Below are 16,237 nucleotides of genomic sequence, written 5' to 3' on the forward strand. Positions count from 1 at the left end.
AACGATTACCCCGCGCGAGCCCCCGATATGGACATCCGTCGCCCCTTCTATCAGGCCATCGCCAGCGCCCTGGCCGGCCTGCTGTTCCTCAACCCCATAGTCGCGACCGCCGCGCAACTGGCGGTGGATGCGGCCGCCGGCGGCAACACGCAGATCGGCGCGGCGGGCAACGGCGTGCCCATCGTCAACATCGCCACGCCCAACGGCAACGGCCTCTCGCACAATAAATTCAGCGACTACAACGTCGGCCAGCAGGGCCTGATCCTCAACAACGCCACCGGCAAGACCGCCAGCACCCAACTGGGCGGCATCGTCATCGGCAACCCCAACCTCAAGGGCCAGGCGGCGCAGAAGATCCTCAACGAAGTCACCGGGGCCAATCCCTCGCAGCTCAAGGGCTACACCGAAGTGGCCGGGCAGGGCGCCCATGTCATAGTCGCGAACCCCCACGGCATCACCTGCAACGGCTGCGGCTTCATCAACACCCCGCGCGCCACCCTCAGCACCGGCAAGCCGATCCTGGCCGGCGAGCGCCTGCAGGGCTACGACGTGGACGGCGGCGAAATCGCCATCGAGGGCGCCGGGCTCAATGCCAGCAATCTCGACCAGTTCGAACTGATCACCCGCAGCGCCAAGCTCAACGCCGACCTGTACGCCAGGCAGCTCACCGTGGTGGCTGGGCGCAACACGGTGGATGCGGAAAGTCTCGCCGCCACCGCCAAGCCCGACGACGGCAGCGCCAAACCGCAACTGGCCATCGACAGTTCCGCCCTGGGCGGCATGTACGCCAACACCATCCGCCTGGTCGGCACCGAACAGGGCGTGGGCGTGAGACTGGCCGGCAACATGGCGGCCAGCGCCGGCGACATCCGCATCGATGCCAACGGCAAGCTGCAGCTGGCCCAGGCTTCGGCCAGCGGTGATATCGCCCTGAAGGGCCAGGACGTGGCGCTGAACGGCCCGGCCTATGCCGGCGGTAGCGCCAGCATGCAGGCCAGCGGTGCGCTGAGCAATGCGCAGAGCCTGGCGGCGGGTTCGACCATCGAACTGAAGGCGAACCAGCTCAGCAACAGCGGCGTGATCGAGGCCGGTGTCAACGCCGACAACAGCCGCAACGCCCGCGGCGACGTGGCGATCGACGCGCAGAACCTGCGCAACAGCGGCAGCCTGATCGCCACGCGCCAGCTGCAGGCCCGCGCCGCCGTGCTCGACAACCGCAACGGCCAGATTGGCGGCCAGCACATCCATATCAGCGGCGGCGCCCTGGACAACCGCCTCGGCCTGTTCGCCGCTGAACAGAGCCTGCGCCTGGACCTGGCCAGCCTGGACAACCGCGAGCAGGGCCTGCTGAGCAGCCAAGGCGGGCTAACGGGACGCGTCGGCAGCCTGAACAACCAGCAGGGCGGCATCACGGCCCGGGCCGTCGAGCTGCAGGGCGACAGCCTCGACAACCGCGGCGGCCAACTGTACGCCGAGACCGAACTGGCGCTGGACCTCGGCGCCAACCTGGATAACCGCGGCGGGCGCCTGGAAGGCCAAGGCGTGCGGGTGCGTACCGCCAACCTGGACAACTCCGCCGGCGGCATCCTCAGCGGCGCCGGGGGCTTGCTGCAACTGGCCACCGGGCACTTCGACAACCGCGCCGGCATCGCCCAGGGCGCCGCGCTGCTGCTCGACGCCAACAGCATCGCCAACAGCGATGGGCACCTGGCGGCCACCCACGGCGACGCCCGGGTGAACAGCGCCGGCTTCGACAACCGCGCCGGCGGCCTCTTCGCCAGCCAGGCCCTGGCCCTGTATGCCGGCGACTTCCTCAACCACGGCGGCCAGGTCGGCGCCCGGGACATCGACTTCAGCCTGCGCGGCGCGCTGGACAATACCCTCGGCCTGATCGAAGCCGGCAACCAACTAACCCTCACCGCCGCCGGCCTGTCCAACGCACAGGGCCGCGTGCGCGCCCTTGGCCAGCAGGGCGCCACGCGCCTGAGCATCGGCGGCCTGCTGGACAACCGCGAAGGCCTGCTGGAAAGCGCCGCTGCCGACCTGCTGCTCACCAGTGGCGACCTGCGCAACGACGATGGCAGTGTGCGCCACCTGGGCAATGGCGGGTTCGGCATCGACCTGGCGCAACTGGGCCTTGCGGGCGGCAGCTTCGTCACCAACGCCGCGCTGAGCCTGAGCGCGGCCAGTTGGACTAACCGCAGCAGCCTACAGGCGCGCGAACTGAGCCTGGATATCGGCCAGCTGGAACAAGCAGCCGAGGGACGTCTACTGGCCAGCCAGGCCCTGCGCGGCACGGGTGGCGACTGGTACAACGCCGGCCTGATCGCCAGCGACGGCGACCTGGCGCTGAACCTGGGTGGACGCTACAGCGGCAGCGGCCAACTGAGCAGCCTGGGCGAGCTCGGCCTCGATGCCGCCAGCCTTGCCCTCGATGGCAGCGCCAGCATCATCGGCGGTGGCGCCACCCGCATCAGCATTGGCGGCAGCCTGGACAATGCCGGTCGCATCACCGCGGCCGGCGACCTGCTGGCCCGCGCGGCCAGCCTGAACAACACCGGCACCCTGGGCAGCGCCGCCGACCTGCGGATCGAGAGCGCGGACCTGCTCAACGAAAACGGCCTGCTGTTCAGCGGCGGCGACATGGCGCTGCGGGTGGAGCGCTTCGTCAACCGCTACGCCGACGTCTACAGCCTGGGCGCCCTGGACATCGCCGCGGACGACCGGCAAGGGCGCGCCCGTGTGGTGGAGAACCGTTCGGCCACCCTGGAGGCGCAGGGCGACCTGGCGATCGCCAGCGACAGCCTGAAGAACACCCAGGACAGCTTCCGCCTCGGGCAGAAGCTGATCTCCGGGGAAATCATCGTTCGCTGCTACGACTGCTCCGGCGACCACTACAACGTCGACTACATCGCCCGTGAGGTCTATGCCAGCGAAGTGCAGGAGGCATCCCCGGCCGCTTTCATCCAGGCCGGCGGCAACCTGCGGGTGGATGCCCAGGACTTCGAGAACACCGCGAGCACCCTGGCCGCCGCTGGCGACATCGCCATCAGCGCCGGCAGCTTCGTCAACCAGGGCATCAGCGGTGGAGAGAGCATCCGCACGCGGATATTCAACAGCGGCAGGGTCACCGACGGCACCGTCGAACGCTTCGTCGGCCATTACGTCCTGCCCTACAACCTGGCGAACAATGCCGATCCCTCGGTGTTCAGCTACTGGGACAACCTCATCGGCGGGCTCAATCAGGGCACGGTGACCCCCACCGAACTGGCCAACGGTCTGCTTCTGCACGTCTACCGCGACGCCAATGGCAACCTCCACCGGCCGATGCACGTGCCGGACTACCAGGCCAACCACTACGACCCGGACAACCTGCTGGAACTGCCGTCGGCGCTGTACGACCTCGGCTTCCTCAGCGACGTCTGGGAGTACCGGCCGGGCGGCGCCACCTCCGCCAACGCCGTCATCCAGGCGGCCGGCGCGGTGCAGATCAGCGCCGGCGAGCGCCTGGACAATGGCGTCATCCACCCCGGCATTGCCTACGACGGTGGGGTGGCGCGGATCGAGGCCGTTCAGGTCGACGGCCAGTCGCAACCTCTGGTCGTGGTGCTCAACCCACAGCTGCCGCCGGACCTCGCCCAGCAGGCGGTCAACCCCATCACCCTGCCGGGCTTCCGCCTGCCCCAGGGCGAGCATGGCCTGTTCCGGCTCAATGCCCCGGACAGCGGCCACCCCTACCTGATCGAAACCAACCCGGCGCTGGCCGGGCTCAAGCAGTTCCTCGGCTCCGACTACCTGCTGGCCCAGCTGGGCTACGACCCGGCCCAGGCGCAGCAGCGCCTGGGCGACGGCCTCTACGAGCAGCGGCTGATCCGCCAGGCGCTGGTGGCGCGCACCGGCCAGCGTTTCATCGCCGGGCTGTCCAGCGACGAAGCGCTGTTCAGGTACCTGATGGACAACGCCATCGGCTACAAGGACCGCCTGGGCCTCAGCCTCGGCGTGGCCCTGAGCGCCGAGCAGGTGGCGGCGCTGACCCACGACATCGTCTGGTTGGAAGAGGCCGAGGTGAACGGTCGCAAGGTGCTGGTGCCGGTGCTCTACCTGGCTCAGGCCGAGCATCGTCTGGCACCCAACGGCCCGCTGATCCAGGGGCAGGACCTGGCGCTGATCAGCGGCGGCGAACTGAACAACGCCGGCACCCTGCGCGCCAGCAACGACCTCGGCGCCACTGCCGCCAACATCGGCAACAGCGGCCTGATGGAAAGCAACCGGCACCTGCAACTGCTGGCCACGCAAAGCATCCGTAACGCCGCCGGCGGCATCATCAGCGGGCGCGATGTCAGCCTCGCCGCGCTGACCGGCGATGTCGTCAACGAACGGACCCTGACCCAGGCGCAGGGCCAGGCCAGGGGCGCCAGCCTGCAGACCAGCCTGCTCGACAGCGCCGCGCGCATCGAGGCCGGCGGCGACCTGTCGATCAGCAGCGGGCGCGATCTGCTCAACCTGGGTGGCCAGCTGCAGGCCAAGGGCGACATCCAACTGCAGGCCGGGCGCGATGTGCTGATCGGCGCCGTCGAATCCGTCGACAGCAACGCCCGCCAGGACAAGCGTCATAGCTGGGAACAGACCGAGGTCCGCCAGCACGCCGCCGGCGTCCAGGCCGGCGGTGACCTGCAGATCAGCGCCGGCCGCGATATCGGCGTGCTGGCCAGCCACCTGGAAGCCGGCGGCGACGCCAACCTGGCCGCCGCCGGCAACCTGCTACTGGGCGCCGCGCAGGAACAGAGCAGCCGCGAATACCACTACCGGCGCAGCGGCAAGAAGGTCGACAGCGAAGACAGCCGCGTCAGCCAGCGCGGCACGACCCTGAACGCCGCCGGCGACGTCACCCTCAGCGCTGGCCAGAACCTGACCCTCGAAGCGAGCCAGGTCGGCGCCGGCAAGGAAGCCTTCCTGGTGGCTGGCGACAAGCTGCAGCTGCTGGCCGGTCATGACAGCGAACACTCGCTGTACCAGAAGCAGAAGAAGGGCAGCCTCGGCAGCAAGAGCTTCAAGCGCGACGAAATCACTGACGTGACGGCCGTGGGCAGCCAGGTCAGCGCCGGCTCCGACATCACCCTGCTCAGCGGCGGCGACCAGAAGTACCAGGCCGCCAGGCTGGAAAGCGGCAACGACATCGCCATCGTCAGCGGCGGCAGCGTGACCTTCGAAGCGGTCAAGGACCTGCACCAGGAAAGCCACGAGAAGAGCAAGGGCAACCTGGCCTGGCAGTCCGCCAAGGGCAAGGGTCAGACCGACGAGACCCTGCGCCAGAGCCAACTGATCGCCCAGGGCGAACTGGCGATCAAGGCCGTGGAAGGCCTGAAGATCGACATCAAGCACATCGACCAGCAGAGCGTCGGGCAGACCATCGATGCCATGGTGCAGGCCGATCCCAACCTGGCCTGGCTGAAGGAGGCCGAGGCGCGGGGGGATGTGAACTGGCGGCGGGTGCAGGAAGTCCACGACAGCTGGGAGTACAGCAGTTCGGGCATTGGTACCGGAGCTGCAATTGCCATTGCCATCATCGTTGCTGCTGCAACTTACGGCGCTGCGACCGGCGCAATAGGTTCGGCCGCAGGAGCTGGGGCCGGTTCTGGAACTACGATGGCGGCTGCAGGTAGTGCCGCCATGGTTGAGGCTGGTGCTGCCGTTGGCACTGCTGCCGCAGGTTGGGGGAACGCCATGGCGGCGACTGCTATTTCTTCTGTCGCTGGAACTGGGGCTGCCAGTTTTGTTGGGAACAAGGGCGATCTGGGGCAAACACTCAAGGACATCACCAGTGAGGGCAGCCTGAAAGGTTATGCCGCTGCGGCACTCATCGCAGGATTCGGCGCTGGCTATACGGAGGGCTGGGGTAGGGAGTTGACTGCCGAGGGGAACTACAAACTGATCAGCTATGGAGACCGGATCAAGGCTTATGCTGCCAATACTGCACTAAAAGGCATCCTTAATGGGAGCGACAAGGATACGTGGCTGAGTATTGCTGCTACAGGGGCGTTGATGGAGTTGTATCAGTACTCGGTCGGACGAAGTCCGGACGTAAGGCCTGGTGTTGATCGTCCGACCGGTTCAGCCTTTGATAGTGATGCTGGTTTTGTTCCGATGGTTCTTGATCGAGAGGGGAAGAATATTGGGTTAAACCTGCCACTGGATGATCTTGCATGCTCCAGCTTTTACTCAATCTGTCATGGTACGCCGATAAGTAATTCTTTGAATCAAGTTCCAGGCTTTAACGCGTTTGCGACTTTGCATGATCAGTGGATGATAAGTTTGGAGGCATCTAAGGGAGGTGGGATGAGTATTATTGAGAACTTAGGGAGTATGCCGCCGGCAATGTTGGTTAACTATGGGGCCCTGTATGATAAATACAGAGAGATGATAAAAGGTGTGCGTGATGTTTCCGGTGATTAGTAGGTTGATAACTGGTTTGCTCTTAATTTCTTCTATGCTGATCGGACTCTCTGGATGTCTGTCCTATGATGCTTGGGAGAAAAGCAGGGATACTTTGGTCGGAATGAAGTTTGATCCTGAAGCGTCATTAGTGGGAAAAGAGCGAATTTATTTTGTTAGGGGGGTTAGCAGCAGAAGGTCTGTCGACTATTCAAGGATTGAGAGTGGAGGAGTTCGCTATTATATAACTTATACGGTGCCGTTTTGTCGATATTCCATACTTGTTTCTCCTGATGGAATTATACGTTCATGGCGTCGTGAGTCTCTCGATAGAAAAAGCTGTTATGTTTATTAGAAGTAGTTGGCTGGACAGAATTAAAGTGCAGGAAATAAAACTTTCCCATTTTTCTTTTAGGTGTTATGGGGCTTGGAATGAAAAAATCTAAAAATGAGAGAGATGTATTTAAATGAAATTTCTTGCGTTTATGTATAGATATAGATTCATTGCTGTTGCCGTTATGGTGGGGTGCAGTGGATTGAACTCATTAAGATTTATAGGTGAGTGGAGTAATTTCTGGAGTGTTGTTGCTTCTCAGTGTCTATTTGGTCGAGGGTTTTACTGTTATATCGCAAATAAGCCTATTTATTATGGTCCTCAAGGAATGATTGAGGCTGACCATCCAAGGTCCATAAGGTTTTTGGCTGGAATTGGTGCGTTATCTATTTATCTATTTATCTATTTATGTTCGCATTTAATGGCTACGGCAGGGAGTGGTGGTAAGTTTAAGGAAGAATGTTAATTTCTGCTTTATAAGGCTGGCGGGTTGATTTTGGTATGTTAAATGAATTTTGCTCGCTTGAGGTTTTAGTAAGTTTTTAGGTGTGATTGTGGCGGGAATGGGGATTTGGTGTCGCGTGGGTGAGAGCTATATAAATGGCTTGGCTTGATTTTCTTTATAAGTATAGGCTGGCTATTCTTTTTCTTATGCTGGCAAGTAGTGGGGTGAATTCTCTGAGATTTATCGGGGAGTGGAAAGATTTTTGGGCTGCTATCACGGTTCAGGCGTTTTTTGGCCAGGGATTTTATTGTTACATTGCGAACAGGGCTATTCGTTTGGCTCCAGGTGGTATCAAGAAAGGCTATCCGGGAGCGGTTAGGTTGTTAGTTGGTGGAGGTGCGTTTTTTATATATTTATTGATGTTTGCGTTTAATGGCTACGGTAGGGCATGGTGGTGATGAAACTATTCGTTATAGACCAAAAGGGAGGGTATTTATTCTGATATCAAAGCTGACTGGTTATGTAGGGTTAGAGTGTAGGAGGTGATTTTCTAATTTTTCGATTTTATCACCTAGGTCTTATCAATAGGCGGGCTTAGGATAACGGGTGTAAATTTTCCATCTCTGGTTTTTGAAGAGATAGCTTTGGATGAGATTTTTAAGACTTTTGAAGAGGCATAGATTAGCTGTGCTTGCTCTGTTGGTTTTTGGCGGTATTGGCAATTCTTTAAGGTTTATTGGTGAGTGGGATAATTTTTGGGTGGTCGTAACTGGTCAGATTTTTTTTGGTTGGGGGTTTTATTGCTATTTGGCAGATAGAATTATTTATCTGGCGCCTGGAGGGGCGATCGAAAAGGATCATCCAACGGAAGTTAGGATTCTGGTTGGGGTGTTCGCCCTTGGTGTGTACTTATTGATGTTTGCGTTTAATGGCTATGGCAGGGGTTTGTGGTAAGTGCCGGGAAGGGTGTTTGTTATTTTTTTGTGGTGTTGGTTGATGAGGTGAGAAGGGGGCGCAGGCCGAAAGGGGACAGATTTGAATGGCACTTACTTAAGCGCTAACTAATTGACTCAGAAAAGAAAGGCTGGTCTTGGTCTACGGTGATGGTTGCGAACACACCGAGCCCAAGGAGCAGCCCAGATGAATCCTAGGCGCCAGGCCGTCATTCATCAACAGCAGCGCGCCCGTCGGTATACATCGAATACGGACGCTTACGCCTTCTTCAACCTGCTAACCGGCCCTGAATTATTCGACCCTGTCGAGTTGCTGCTGCCGGTTCATCGGGAGCGCTTGTTCCGCCGCCAGCCGCGAATACCAACTGATCGGCGAAGACCAGCTGTACGGTCCCTTAGAGTTGTTCGACCGCCAGCACGAGCTGACCCTCGGCGCCAACTACGGCCGCTCGCACCTCAAGGCCGGCGCCGACACCATCGCCGCCAACGGCTACTACACGCCCTGGTGGACCTGATGGCCAGCTACGACATCGACAGCCACTGGAGCACGGCGCTGAACCTGAACAACGTCACCGATCGCAAGTACCTGCTGTCGCTGTACGAAAGCACCACTACCGCCAACTATGGCGCGCCGCGCAACCTCACCGCCTCGGTAAGCGGAGAGCTCTTTCTGTTTTCGGCAGCGGTGAGCAGGGTCATGAGAGCGGGTACAAAAACCAGGGATTGAGGATCGGCTGACATCAAGTCCGCTCCCTTTCCCCACTGCGCTCGGTGAACCAGATGGCAACGGCCATCACCGCGACGCCCATCAACTGCAGAGCACCCAGGCTCTGCCCGTAGAACAGCCAGTCGATGACGATGGCCACGGCCGGGTAGATGAATTGGTAGACCGCGATCCTGTCGGTGTTCAGGCGCGCCATGCCGGCGTACATCAGCGAATAGGCGAGCCCGGTGTGGATCAGCCCCAGGCCTGCCAGCCAGGCCCAGGAGGCGCCCCATTGCGGCCAGCCGTGGAGCATGGGCCACGCCAGCAGGACCAGCGTTCCGATCGCGCACTGCCACCAGGCGAGGATGCCGGCCGACATGTGCCGTAGCCGCCGGGCGACGATGGTGACGCAGGCGGTGCAGAAGGCGCCGACCAGGCAGAACGCCACGCCCCACCAGTAGCTCGCGGGGTAGGCCTGGTCCGCACCGAACAGCGAAAGGTGTTCCAGTATGCCGGTCGCCAGCACCAGCCCTGCCATGGCGACGATCACCGATGCCACGCGCCGCCTGGCGATCGGCTCCTTCAGATACCAGGCGCCCAGGATCAGCACCCACAGCGGCTGCACATGGAAGAGCACCGTGGCCACGCCTGCGGAGGTGTGCTCGATGGCGGCGAAGAACAGGCCCCAGGCCAGCACCATCAGGCCGCCCGCCGCGAGCAGCGCGAAGGTCGCCTTCCTGCCCGGGAGCAGGCCGCGCAACTGGCGGCGACAGGCTGCCCAGAGCGTCAGCCCCAGCAGGCCGAAGGCGCAGCGGAACCAGGTCGCGGTCAGCGGATCGGCGCCGGACTGGTGCAGGAAGAGGCCGATGGTGCCCAGGACGACGCTGCCCAGTACGAAGGGCAGCGTTCCGCCGGTGGCGTCGGAATGGACGTGTGCGGTTTGCTGGCTGAAGGCCGAAGCCTTCGGCCCCGCCATTTGTTCATGTGCGTTCATGCGGCGAGTGTGGGACTGGCCCGTTGGAACGAGAAGCGCATAATGCCGCAGGCAAATATTCGATAAGCGAATGGATAGGTGATCGAGATGATGCCGCGTGACCTGCAGCTGGACTGGCTGAAGTGCTTCGTTTCCGTGGTCGATGCGGGCTCGCTGTCCAGCGCGGCGGGCGAGGTGCATCGTTCGCAGTCGGCGGTCAGCATGCAACTGAAGAAACTGGAAAGCGCCCTGGACCGGCAACTGCTGGTACGCGGCCCGCGCAGCCTGCAGCTGACCGCGGACGGCCAGACGCTGCTGGGCTTTGCCCGCCGCATGCTCGACCTGCACGCCGAAACCCAGGCCGCCTTCCATGGCGAGGAACTCAGCGGCCGGGTTCGCCTTGGCGTGCCCGACGACTATGCGGCCAAGTACCTCACGCCGGTGCTCAAGCGTTTCGCCCAGCGCTATGGCAGCGTGGAAATCGAACTGAACTGCGAGCAGTCGACGGCGCTCATCCCGCGGGTAGCCAGTGGCGATCTGGACCTGGCGCTGGTTTCCCGCGACCACTCCCGGCGCGGAACGCTGTTGTTCCACGAACCCATGGTCTGGGTGGGCTCGCCGCAGTTCGAGCTTTGGCGGCGCGACCCGCTGCCGATCGCGGTCTACGAGAGCACGAGCCTCGCACGGCGCAGCGCGATCAACTCCCTGGCGCTGCAGGGCCGACGCTACAAGGTGGTGTACAACAGCTCCAGCCTCGCCGGGCAGCTCGCCGCGGTGGAGAGCGGCCTGGCGGTGGCGGTGCTGACGCAATGCAGCGCCCCCGATCACTTGCAGATACTGGGCGTCGAACAGGGGCTCGGCCCGCTGGAGCCCATGGAGGTCGCGGTCTATCGAAGCCGCGCCTCCCAGGGCTCCAAGGCCGTGGACAGCCTGCGGAGCCTGTTGATCAGGACGTTGAGGTTGTCGAGCGAGGGCTGAAGGATTGCTGGTGGAGTTCGTTTCCTTCGAGGCGAGCGACATTCGATGCTGGTGCCGGCCCAGGTCGATCCGCTAGGCTTGCCGCTCCCGGCGCAGGTGCCGGGCCCCAGGAACGCCACTTTCAAGGAGATGCCCTATGGCGAACATTCCCCAGGCGCTGCCGCGCGCCTTTCCCCTGAAGCTCGTCTCCGGCGGCCTGATCGGCCTGCTGGTGCTGGTCGCCGTGGGCGGCTCGTTCTACACCATCGACGAGAAGGAGCGCGGCGTGGTGCTGCGCAACGGCAAGCTGGTGGACGTGGCCGAGCCCGGGCTGGGCTGGAAGGTGCCGCTCATCGAGACGGTGAAGACCCTGTCGATCCAGAACCATACCAGCCGCTACGAACAGTTGCAGGCCTACAGCCGCGACCAGCAGAGCGCGGCGCTGGTGGTCTCGGTGTCCTGGCACGTGACGCCGGACGAGGTGGCGAAGGTCTACTCCGGCTACGGCGACCTGCAGGGGCTGGTGGACCGTCTGATCAGCCGCCAGGTGCCGACCCAGGTGGAAAACGTCTTCGGCCGCTATACGGCGATCCAGGCGGTGCAGAACCGGGGGCAGTTCGTTGCCGACGTGGCCACCGCGGTCAAGGCCGCGGTCAAGGGCCCGGTGGTGATCGACGGGGTGCAGGTGGAGAACATCGACTTTTCCGACGCCTACGAACGCTCCATCGAGGAGCGCATGAAGGCCGAGGTGGCGATCCAGACCCGCCAGCAGAACCTCGCCACCGAGCAGGTGCAGGCGCAGATCCAGGTCACCCAGGCGCAGGCCGAGGCCGACTCCAAGCTGGCCCAGGCCAAGGCCGACGCCGAGGCCACCCGCCTGCGCGGCCAGGCCGAGGCCGATGCCATCCGCGCCAAGGCCGAGGCCCTGGCCTCGAACCAGAACCTCATCGAGCTGACCAAGGCCGAACGCTGGGACGGCAAGCTGCCGGAAACCATGCTGCCGGGCTCGACGCTGCCGTTCATCGATGTGAACCGCACGCGTCCCTGATTCCGGCATCGGTTCTTCGTGGGGCCGGGCCCCGGTGGGTTTGGCGCCAACCTGTAGGAACAACTGTCTGCGCCGAGGCGCTTTCCGTAGGATGGGTTGAGCTTGCGAAACCCATGCGGTTGCACTGATGGGTATCGCTTCGCTCAACACCATCCTACGAAAAGCCATGCTCGCTACGTTCGTGTGTCCCTGGAACTGGACTGTGTTCCGTGCCGAGGTTGAGGTTGGAGTGGAGGGCCGCGGAAGAGCACCCTCTCCCCAGCCCTCTCCCGCAAGCGGGAGTGGGGGCTGCCCGGCATGCTCGGGGAGTTCGGCGCCAACCTGTAGGAGCGGGCCCTGCCCGCGATTTCGCGCGCAGGGCGCGCTCCTACAAGGGGTTTGGTGTGGGGCAACGCTCATCCGCGAATCGCGCCGGAGCCTCCGGCCATCGCGGACAAGGTCCGCTCCTGCCATACGGGTGGGCACGGCTTCTCGTAGGAGCGAGCTTGCTCGCGAACACACTTCACTGCGCTGTTCATTCACGAGCAAGAACCAGGCGTCCCCCTCGACCCTACGAAGAGGCGATCTGCCTGTCTCCACCGAGCCTGCCAGATAGTCGATGACGTGGCGCATTCGATGGTCGGTGATGGCTGCGTTGATGGTGTAGACGCCGCCTCCGCTTCGTCGACATAGGGTTGCTTGTCGTACAGCGACATGTGGTTGGTACCCTCGATCAGGTGCATGGGCTTGTCCTGGGACGCTGCGCGGGCGAGGAGGTCATCGCTCATCCATTGCTGCCGGCCAGGGTGCCCGCCACGATCTGCAAGGGCTGGGTTAGGAAGGTGGCCCCCGGATCATCCGAGGGCCACTTTGCCGAGGCTCAGACCCCGCTGGCTTCGGACAGCGAGCGTCCCTTGGTTTCCGGTGCCAGGAAGTACGAGACCACGAAGCCCACCGCCGTCATGGCGGCCATGATCAGCATCGTGGCGCCGTCGCCGTAGTGCTCCAGCGAAAGCGGCAGCAGGAAGGTGCCCAGGGCTGCGCCTATTCGGCTGACCGCGGTGATCACCCCCATGGCCGTGGCGCGGATGTCGGTGGGGAACAGTTCGTTCGGATAGGACCATTCGAGGATGTTCGGGCCACCCGAGGTCACTGCGTAGAGGCAGAACCAGAAGATGATCAGCGCGACCGGGGCTTCAGGGGCGATGCCCAGCGCCAGGAACGGCAGGATCATCAGCGCGAAGGACCACAGCAGGAGCGGGCGACGGCCGACGGTTTCCGAGAGCCGCAGCGCTGGCAGGCAGCCCAGGAGGAACAGCAGGCTGATCAGTGCGTAGCCGATGTTGCTGAGGTTGCCCTCGTTCAGCCCGAATGCCGAAAGCATGACGGGGCCGAAGGTGTAGATCGCGAAAACCGGCGTAACCGCGCAGAGATAGAACATCCCGCAGAAGAACGTGCGCTTGAGGTACTCGCCCTGGAGAAGCGCCGAGTATCCAAGGCGCTTCGGACGCACCGACTCGGCCTCGCGAATGGAAGAAAGGTCTGCATCCTGCCCATAGATCTTCCTGACCACTGCCTCGGCTTCTTCGAACCGGCCTTTGGAGAGCAGCCACCGCGGGGATTCCGGGGTACCGATTCGCATCAGCAGGATGATCAGGCCCGGTACACCCGAACTGGCCAACATCCAGCGCCAGGAGTCCTCGCCCAGGTACTCGACCATGCCGAAGCCGAGGAAGGTCGCGACTGTCGCACCGAGGAACCAGGCCACCACCAGGGAGCCGAGCATCGCCGCGCGCTGTTTGGTGGGCAGCCATTCGGCGAGCAATGACGTGGCGATGGGGTAGTCGGCGCCGATGGCGACGCCGATCAGGAAGCGCAGCAGGATGATCTGCCAGGCGTGATCGACGAAGGCACAGAGCACCGAGCCGACGACCAGAACGATGAGGTCGATCGTGTACATCAGCTGGCGCCCGATGATATCGGTCATGCGACCGAAGACCAGACCGCCGAAGAAGATACCGATGAGCGCCGCCGCGCCTGCCAGGCTCAGGTCCGTGCCGGACAGTCCGAGCGCTGGCGTCATGCCGATCAGCGCGACGCCGATGATGCTCAGCAACCAGCCGTCGAGGAAGGGGCCGCCGGCGGATTGGAAGAGCAGCCGCCAATGGAAGAAGGTCATCGGGCTGTCGTCGATGATGGAGGAACCACGGTTCGCACTTGATGAGGAATCAGCGAGCGTTGCCGAGTCGGATCCGGTGATCACTGTCATTTCATTCACCCCGTTCTAATTGTTTTCATTCGTGGGTTCGTCGACGACCCGCTCGTTCATCGAGCGGCGTCGATCAAGGTCATTTCGCACGCGTAGGTCGATATACGGACTGGACTGAATCCTCCGTGGAAAGAGAAGGGGAGTCCGGCCCGGGAGGGCCGGAACGGGAATTCAGGCCTTCAGGAAGTCCTGCCAGCGGCTTTCCGCGACGAAGTCGAGTTCCTGACGAGCCTTGTCGCCGGAGAAGATCGAAGCGTAGGGATCACGCTCGTAGCGCTCCTTGTCGCGAATCTCCGGCAGCTTGCCGAGCACCCGCTCCACCCATTGCAGGGTGGGTTCGGCACGGCAGCTGTCCTGGGCGGTGATGAAGAAGTTGCCGCTGCTGACGTGGGTCGCCCGCAGCGCCGCCTCGAAGGCGCGGGCGCAGTCCTCGGGCGTGATGTAGTAGAACAGCCAGCGGGAGGAGCTATCATCGGCGCGGGCGAGGGTCGGCGCGATGTTTTCGGGGATCAGGACCATCATCGGACGCAGGCACACCACCTGGATATCGCCGCGGCGCACGAAGCTGGCGGCCATGCTCTCCATCAGTTGCTTGCTGACGCTGTAGGCCTGGACGGGGTAATGGGGATGCTCTTCGTCGACCGGAAGGTACTCCGGGACGAAGGACGGATTTGCTTCCGAGAGACCGCAGGCCGAGACGCTGGAGCAGAGGACTACCCGCTTGATGCCCAGTTCATTGGCGGCCTGAAGCACGTTCCAGGTTCCCTGGACATTGACGTGAATATAGTCCTCGGGTTTTGCCTGGTGATCGAAGTCGATGGCTGCCAGGTGAACTACCGCGTCGGCACCAACGAATTCTCTACGAAGCGTATCCAGGTCGAGAACATTCGCTTCTGCGAATTCCACATTCTGTTTGGGCGGGCGAAGATCCAGGACTTTAACTTCGAAGTTGTTTTGAAGTTGCTCGACCACATATTGACCGAGGCGTCCGCTACCTCCGGTGATTACAACTTTGCGCGGCTGGGGAGTGGAAGTTTCACGCACTGCATATCTCCTGCTCGGATATTATTGGATTTATGAGGCAGGAGAGTATCCAATTCGCAGCAGGGCCGCGAAGTATAAATACTTGGCCACCTGTGAGAATTTTTCATTGGCCCGGATGAACCATATTCACCGGCGGCAGCAGCTGTGCAAGCGGCTGCAATTCTGCCTTTGGAGGAGGGGCTGTCGCCGGGTCCCCAGGCCGCTCAGGCGGCCTGGGCCTTGAGCCAATCGATGAAGATACGCGCCTGCGGATTGCTCAGGACGTCGGGGCGGTACAGCAGGTAGTAGGAGTAGTGCGGCAGCGCCGTGGGGAACGGCGCCACCAGCGTGCCTTCGTTCAGCTCCCGCTCCAGCAGCGACAGGCACGTCAGGATGAGGCCCTGGCCATCGATCGCGGCGTGGAGCCTGACGTTGGTGTCGTCGATGCTCACGCGCTTGAACGGTTTCAGGCGCGGTTGCCCGGCCAGTTCAAGCCATCGATCCCAGTTGTCGGGGGCCTCTTCGTCCAGCAGCACCTGCCCGGCAAGCGCGGCCGCGGTCGGCGGGCTTCCCAGGGTTTTCAAGGTGGCGGGGCTGCAGACGGGGGTGAGGTCGCCATTCACCAGCAAATGCGATTCGAGGCCCGGAAAGTGCCCGCTGGCCCAGGCGATGGCGATGTCGCAGGTGTCGAGGCTGGTCGGCGAGAACTGGATGGTGTGGTGCAGGCTCAGCTCGATCTCGGGGTGTTGCTGCCAGAACGAAGACACCCGCGGCATCAGCCATTTCTGGGCGAAGTAGGGGCGCAAGGCGATGGTCAGCGGGCGGCCATTGCCCAGGTCGCGGACTTTCTGGGTGACCTCCAGCAGGTGGGCGAAGGAGCGGCTGCACTCCGGTAGCAGGTAGCTGCCCGCATCGGTGAGCAGCAGGCGGTTGTTCTCCCTTCGGAACAGCCGAACCCCGAGGTTTTCCTCGAGCAGCTTGATCTGGTGGCTGATCGCCGAGGGCGTGACGTTCAGCTCCAGAGAGGCTTGCGTGAAGCTGAGGTGTCGCGCCGCGACTTCGAAGGTCTTCAGGGTATTCAGAGGAGGAAGTCGATTGGTCATGATTCTTGTTCTGTA

The 16,237-nt window shown here is 62.5% G+C and carries 10 protein-coding genes; 6 read left to right on the plus strand and 4 right to left on the minus strand.

Annotated elements, in window-relative coordinates:
* Positions 1-27 precede the first annotated feature (27 nt).
* The 4 genes from IG194_RS33195 to IG194_RS28150 all read left to right on the plus strand — a co-directional run bounded on the left by IG194_RS33195 (position 28) and on the right by IG194_RS28150 (position 8,891).
* Entirely contained in the window at positions 28-6,453 is a 6,426-nt protein-coding gene (locus tag IG194_RS33195) for a filamentous hemagglutinin N-terminal domain-containing protein (RefSeq protein ID WP_058489442.1), read from the plus strand.
* A 913-nt stretch (positions 6,454-7,366) separates the two neighbouring features.
* Entirely contained in the window at positions 7,367-7,669 is a 303-nt protein-coding gene (locus IG194_RS28140) for a hypothetical protein (protein WP_141679882.1), read from the plus strand.
* A 190-nt stretch (positions 7,670-7,859) separates the two neighbouring features.
* Positions 7,860-8,165 (plus strand): hypothetical protein, encoded by a 306-nt coding sequence (locus IG194_RS28145; protein WP_141679883.1) that lies wholly within the window; start codon positions 7,860-7,862, stop codon positions 8,163-8,165.
* 513 nt (positions 8,166-8,678) lie between these two features.
* A complete protein-coding gene (locus tag IG194_RS28150) occupies positions 8,679-8,891 on the plus strand; it encodes a TonB-dependent receptor (RefSeq protein ID WP_009620064.1) in 213 nt (70 codons plus the stop codon).
* Positions 8,892-8,904: 13 nt separating this feature from the next.
* Here IG194_RS28150 and IG194_RS28155 read toward each other — a convergent pair whose 3' ends face one another.
* Positions 8,905-9,864 (minus strand): DMT family transporter, encoded by a 960-nt coding sequence (locus tag IG194_RS28155; RefSeq protein WP_197674186.1) that lies wholly within the window; start codon positions 9,862-9,864, stop codon positions 8,905-8,907.
* An 87-nt stretch (positions 9,865-9,951) separates the two neighbouring features.
* On the opposite strand from IG194_RS28155, the gene IG194_RS28160 reads away from it, so the two are divergent.
* Positions 9,952-10,821, plus strand: a complete 870-nt coding sequence (locus IG194_RS28160; protein ID WP_058489443.1) for a LysR family transcriptional regulator — start codon at positions 9,952-9,954, stop codon at positions 10,819-10,821.
* 136 nt (positions 10,822-10,957) lie between these two features.
* Positions 10,958-11,848, plus strand: a complete 891-nt coding sequence (locus IG194_RS28165; protein ID WP_058489444.1) for an SPFH domain-containing protein — start codon at positions 10,958-10,960, stop codon at positions 11,846-11,848.
* 859 nt (positions 11,849-12,707) lie between these two features.
* Here the strand turns inward: IG194_RS28165 and IG194_RS28170 are convergent.
* From IG194_RS28170 to IG194_RS28180, 3 genes are all read right to left on the minus strand, one after another.
* On the minus strand, positions 12,708-14,096 hold the full coding sequence (locus tag IG194_RS28170; protein WP_225617137.1) for an MFS transporter: 1,389 nt from the start codon (positions 14,094-14,096) through the stop codon (positions 12,708-12,710).
* A 171-nt stretch (positions 14,097-14,267) separates the two neighbouring features.
* Positions 14,268-15,140, minus strand: a complete 873-nt coding sequence (locus IG194_RS28175) for an NAD-dependent epimerase/dehydratase family protein (RefSeq protein WP_058489446.1) — start codon at positions 15,138-15,140, stop codon at positions 14,268-14,270.
* Positions 15,141-15,343: 203 nt separating this feature from the next.
* Positions 15,344-16,222 carry a LysR substrate-binding domain-containing protein gene (locus IG194_RS28180; RefSeq protein ID WP_009620070.1) on the minus strand — a complete coding sequence of 293 codons (879 nt, stop codon included), beginning with the start codon at positions 16,220-16,222 and terminating at the stop codon, positions 15,344-15,346.
* Positions 16,223-16,237 lie beyond the last annotated feature (15 nt).

This window comes from Pseudomonas sp. ADPe (genome assembly GCF_014843515.1).
Lineage (GTDB): Bacteria > Pseudomonadota > Gammaproteobacteria > Pseudomonadales > Pseudomonadaceae > Pseudomonas > Pseudomonas citronellolis.

Excerpts from the sequence above, each read along its gene's own strand:
- IG194_RS28165 (WP_058489444.1), top strand. The coding sequence starts at position 10,958 with ATGGCGAACATTCCCCAGGCGCTGCCGCGCGCCTTTCCCCTGAAGCTC.
- IG194_RS28145 (WP_141679883.1), top strand. The coding sequence starts at position 7,860 with ATGAGATTTTTAAGACTTTTGAAGAGGCATAGATTAGCTGTGCTTGCT.
- IG194_RS28150 (WP_009620064.1), top strand. The coding sequence starts at position 8,679 with ATGGCCAGCTACGACATCGACAGCCACTGGAGCACGGCGCTGAACCTG.
- IG194_RS28160 (WP_058489443.1), top strand. The coding sequence starts at position 9,952 with ATGATGCCGCGTGACCTGCAGCTGGACTGGCTGAAGTGCTTCGTTTCC.
- IG194_RS28140 (WP_141679882.1), top strand. The coding sequence starts at position 7,367 with ATGGCTTGGCTTGATTTTCTTTATAAGTATAGGCTGGCTATTCTTTTT.
- IG194_RS28170 (WP_225617137.1), bottom strand. The coding sequence starts at position 14,096 with ATGACAGTGATCACCGGATCCGACTCGGCAACGCTCGCTGATTCCTCA.
- IG194_RS28180 (WP_009620070.1), bottom strand. The coding sequence starts at position 16,222 with ATGACCAATCGACTTCCTCCTCTGAATACCCTGAAGACCTTCGAAGTC.
- IG194_RS28155 (WP_197674186.1), bottom strand. The coding sequence starts at position 9,864 with ATGAACGCACATGAACAAATGGCGGGGCCGAAGGCTTCGGCCTTCAGC.
- IG194_RS33195 (WP_058489442.1), top strand. The coding sequence starts at position 28 with ATGGACATCCGTCGCCCCTTCTATCAGGCCATCGCCAGCGCCCTGGCC.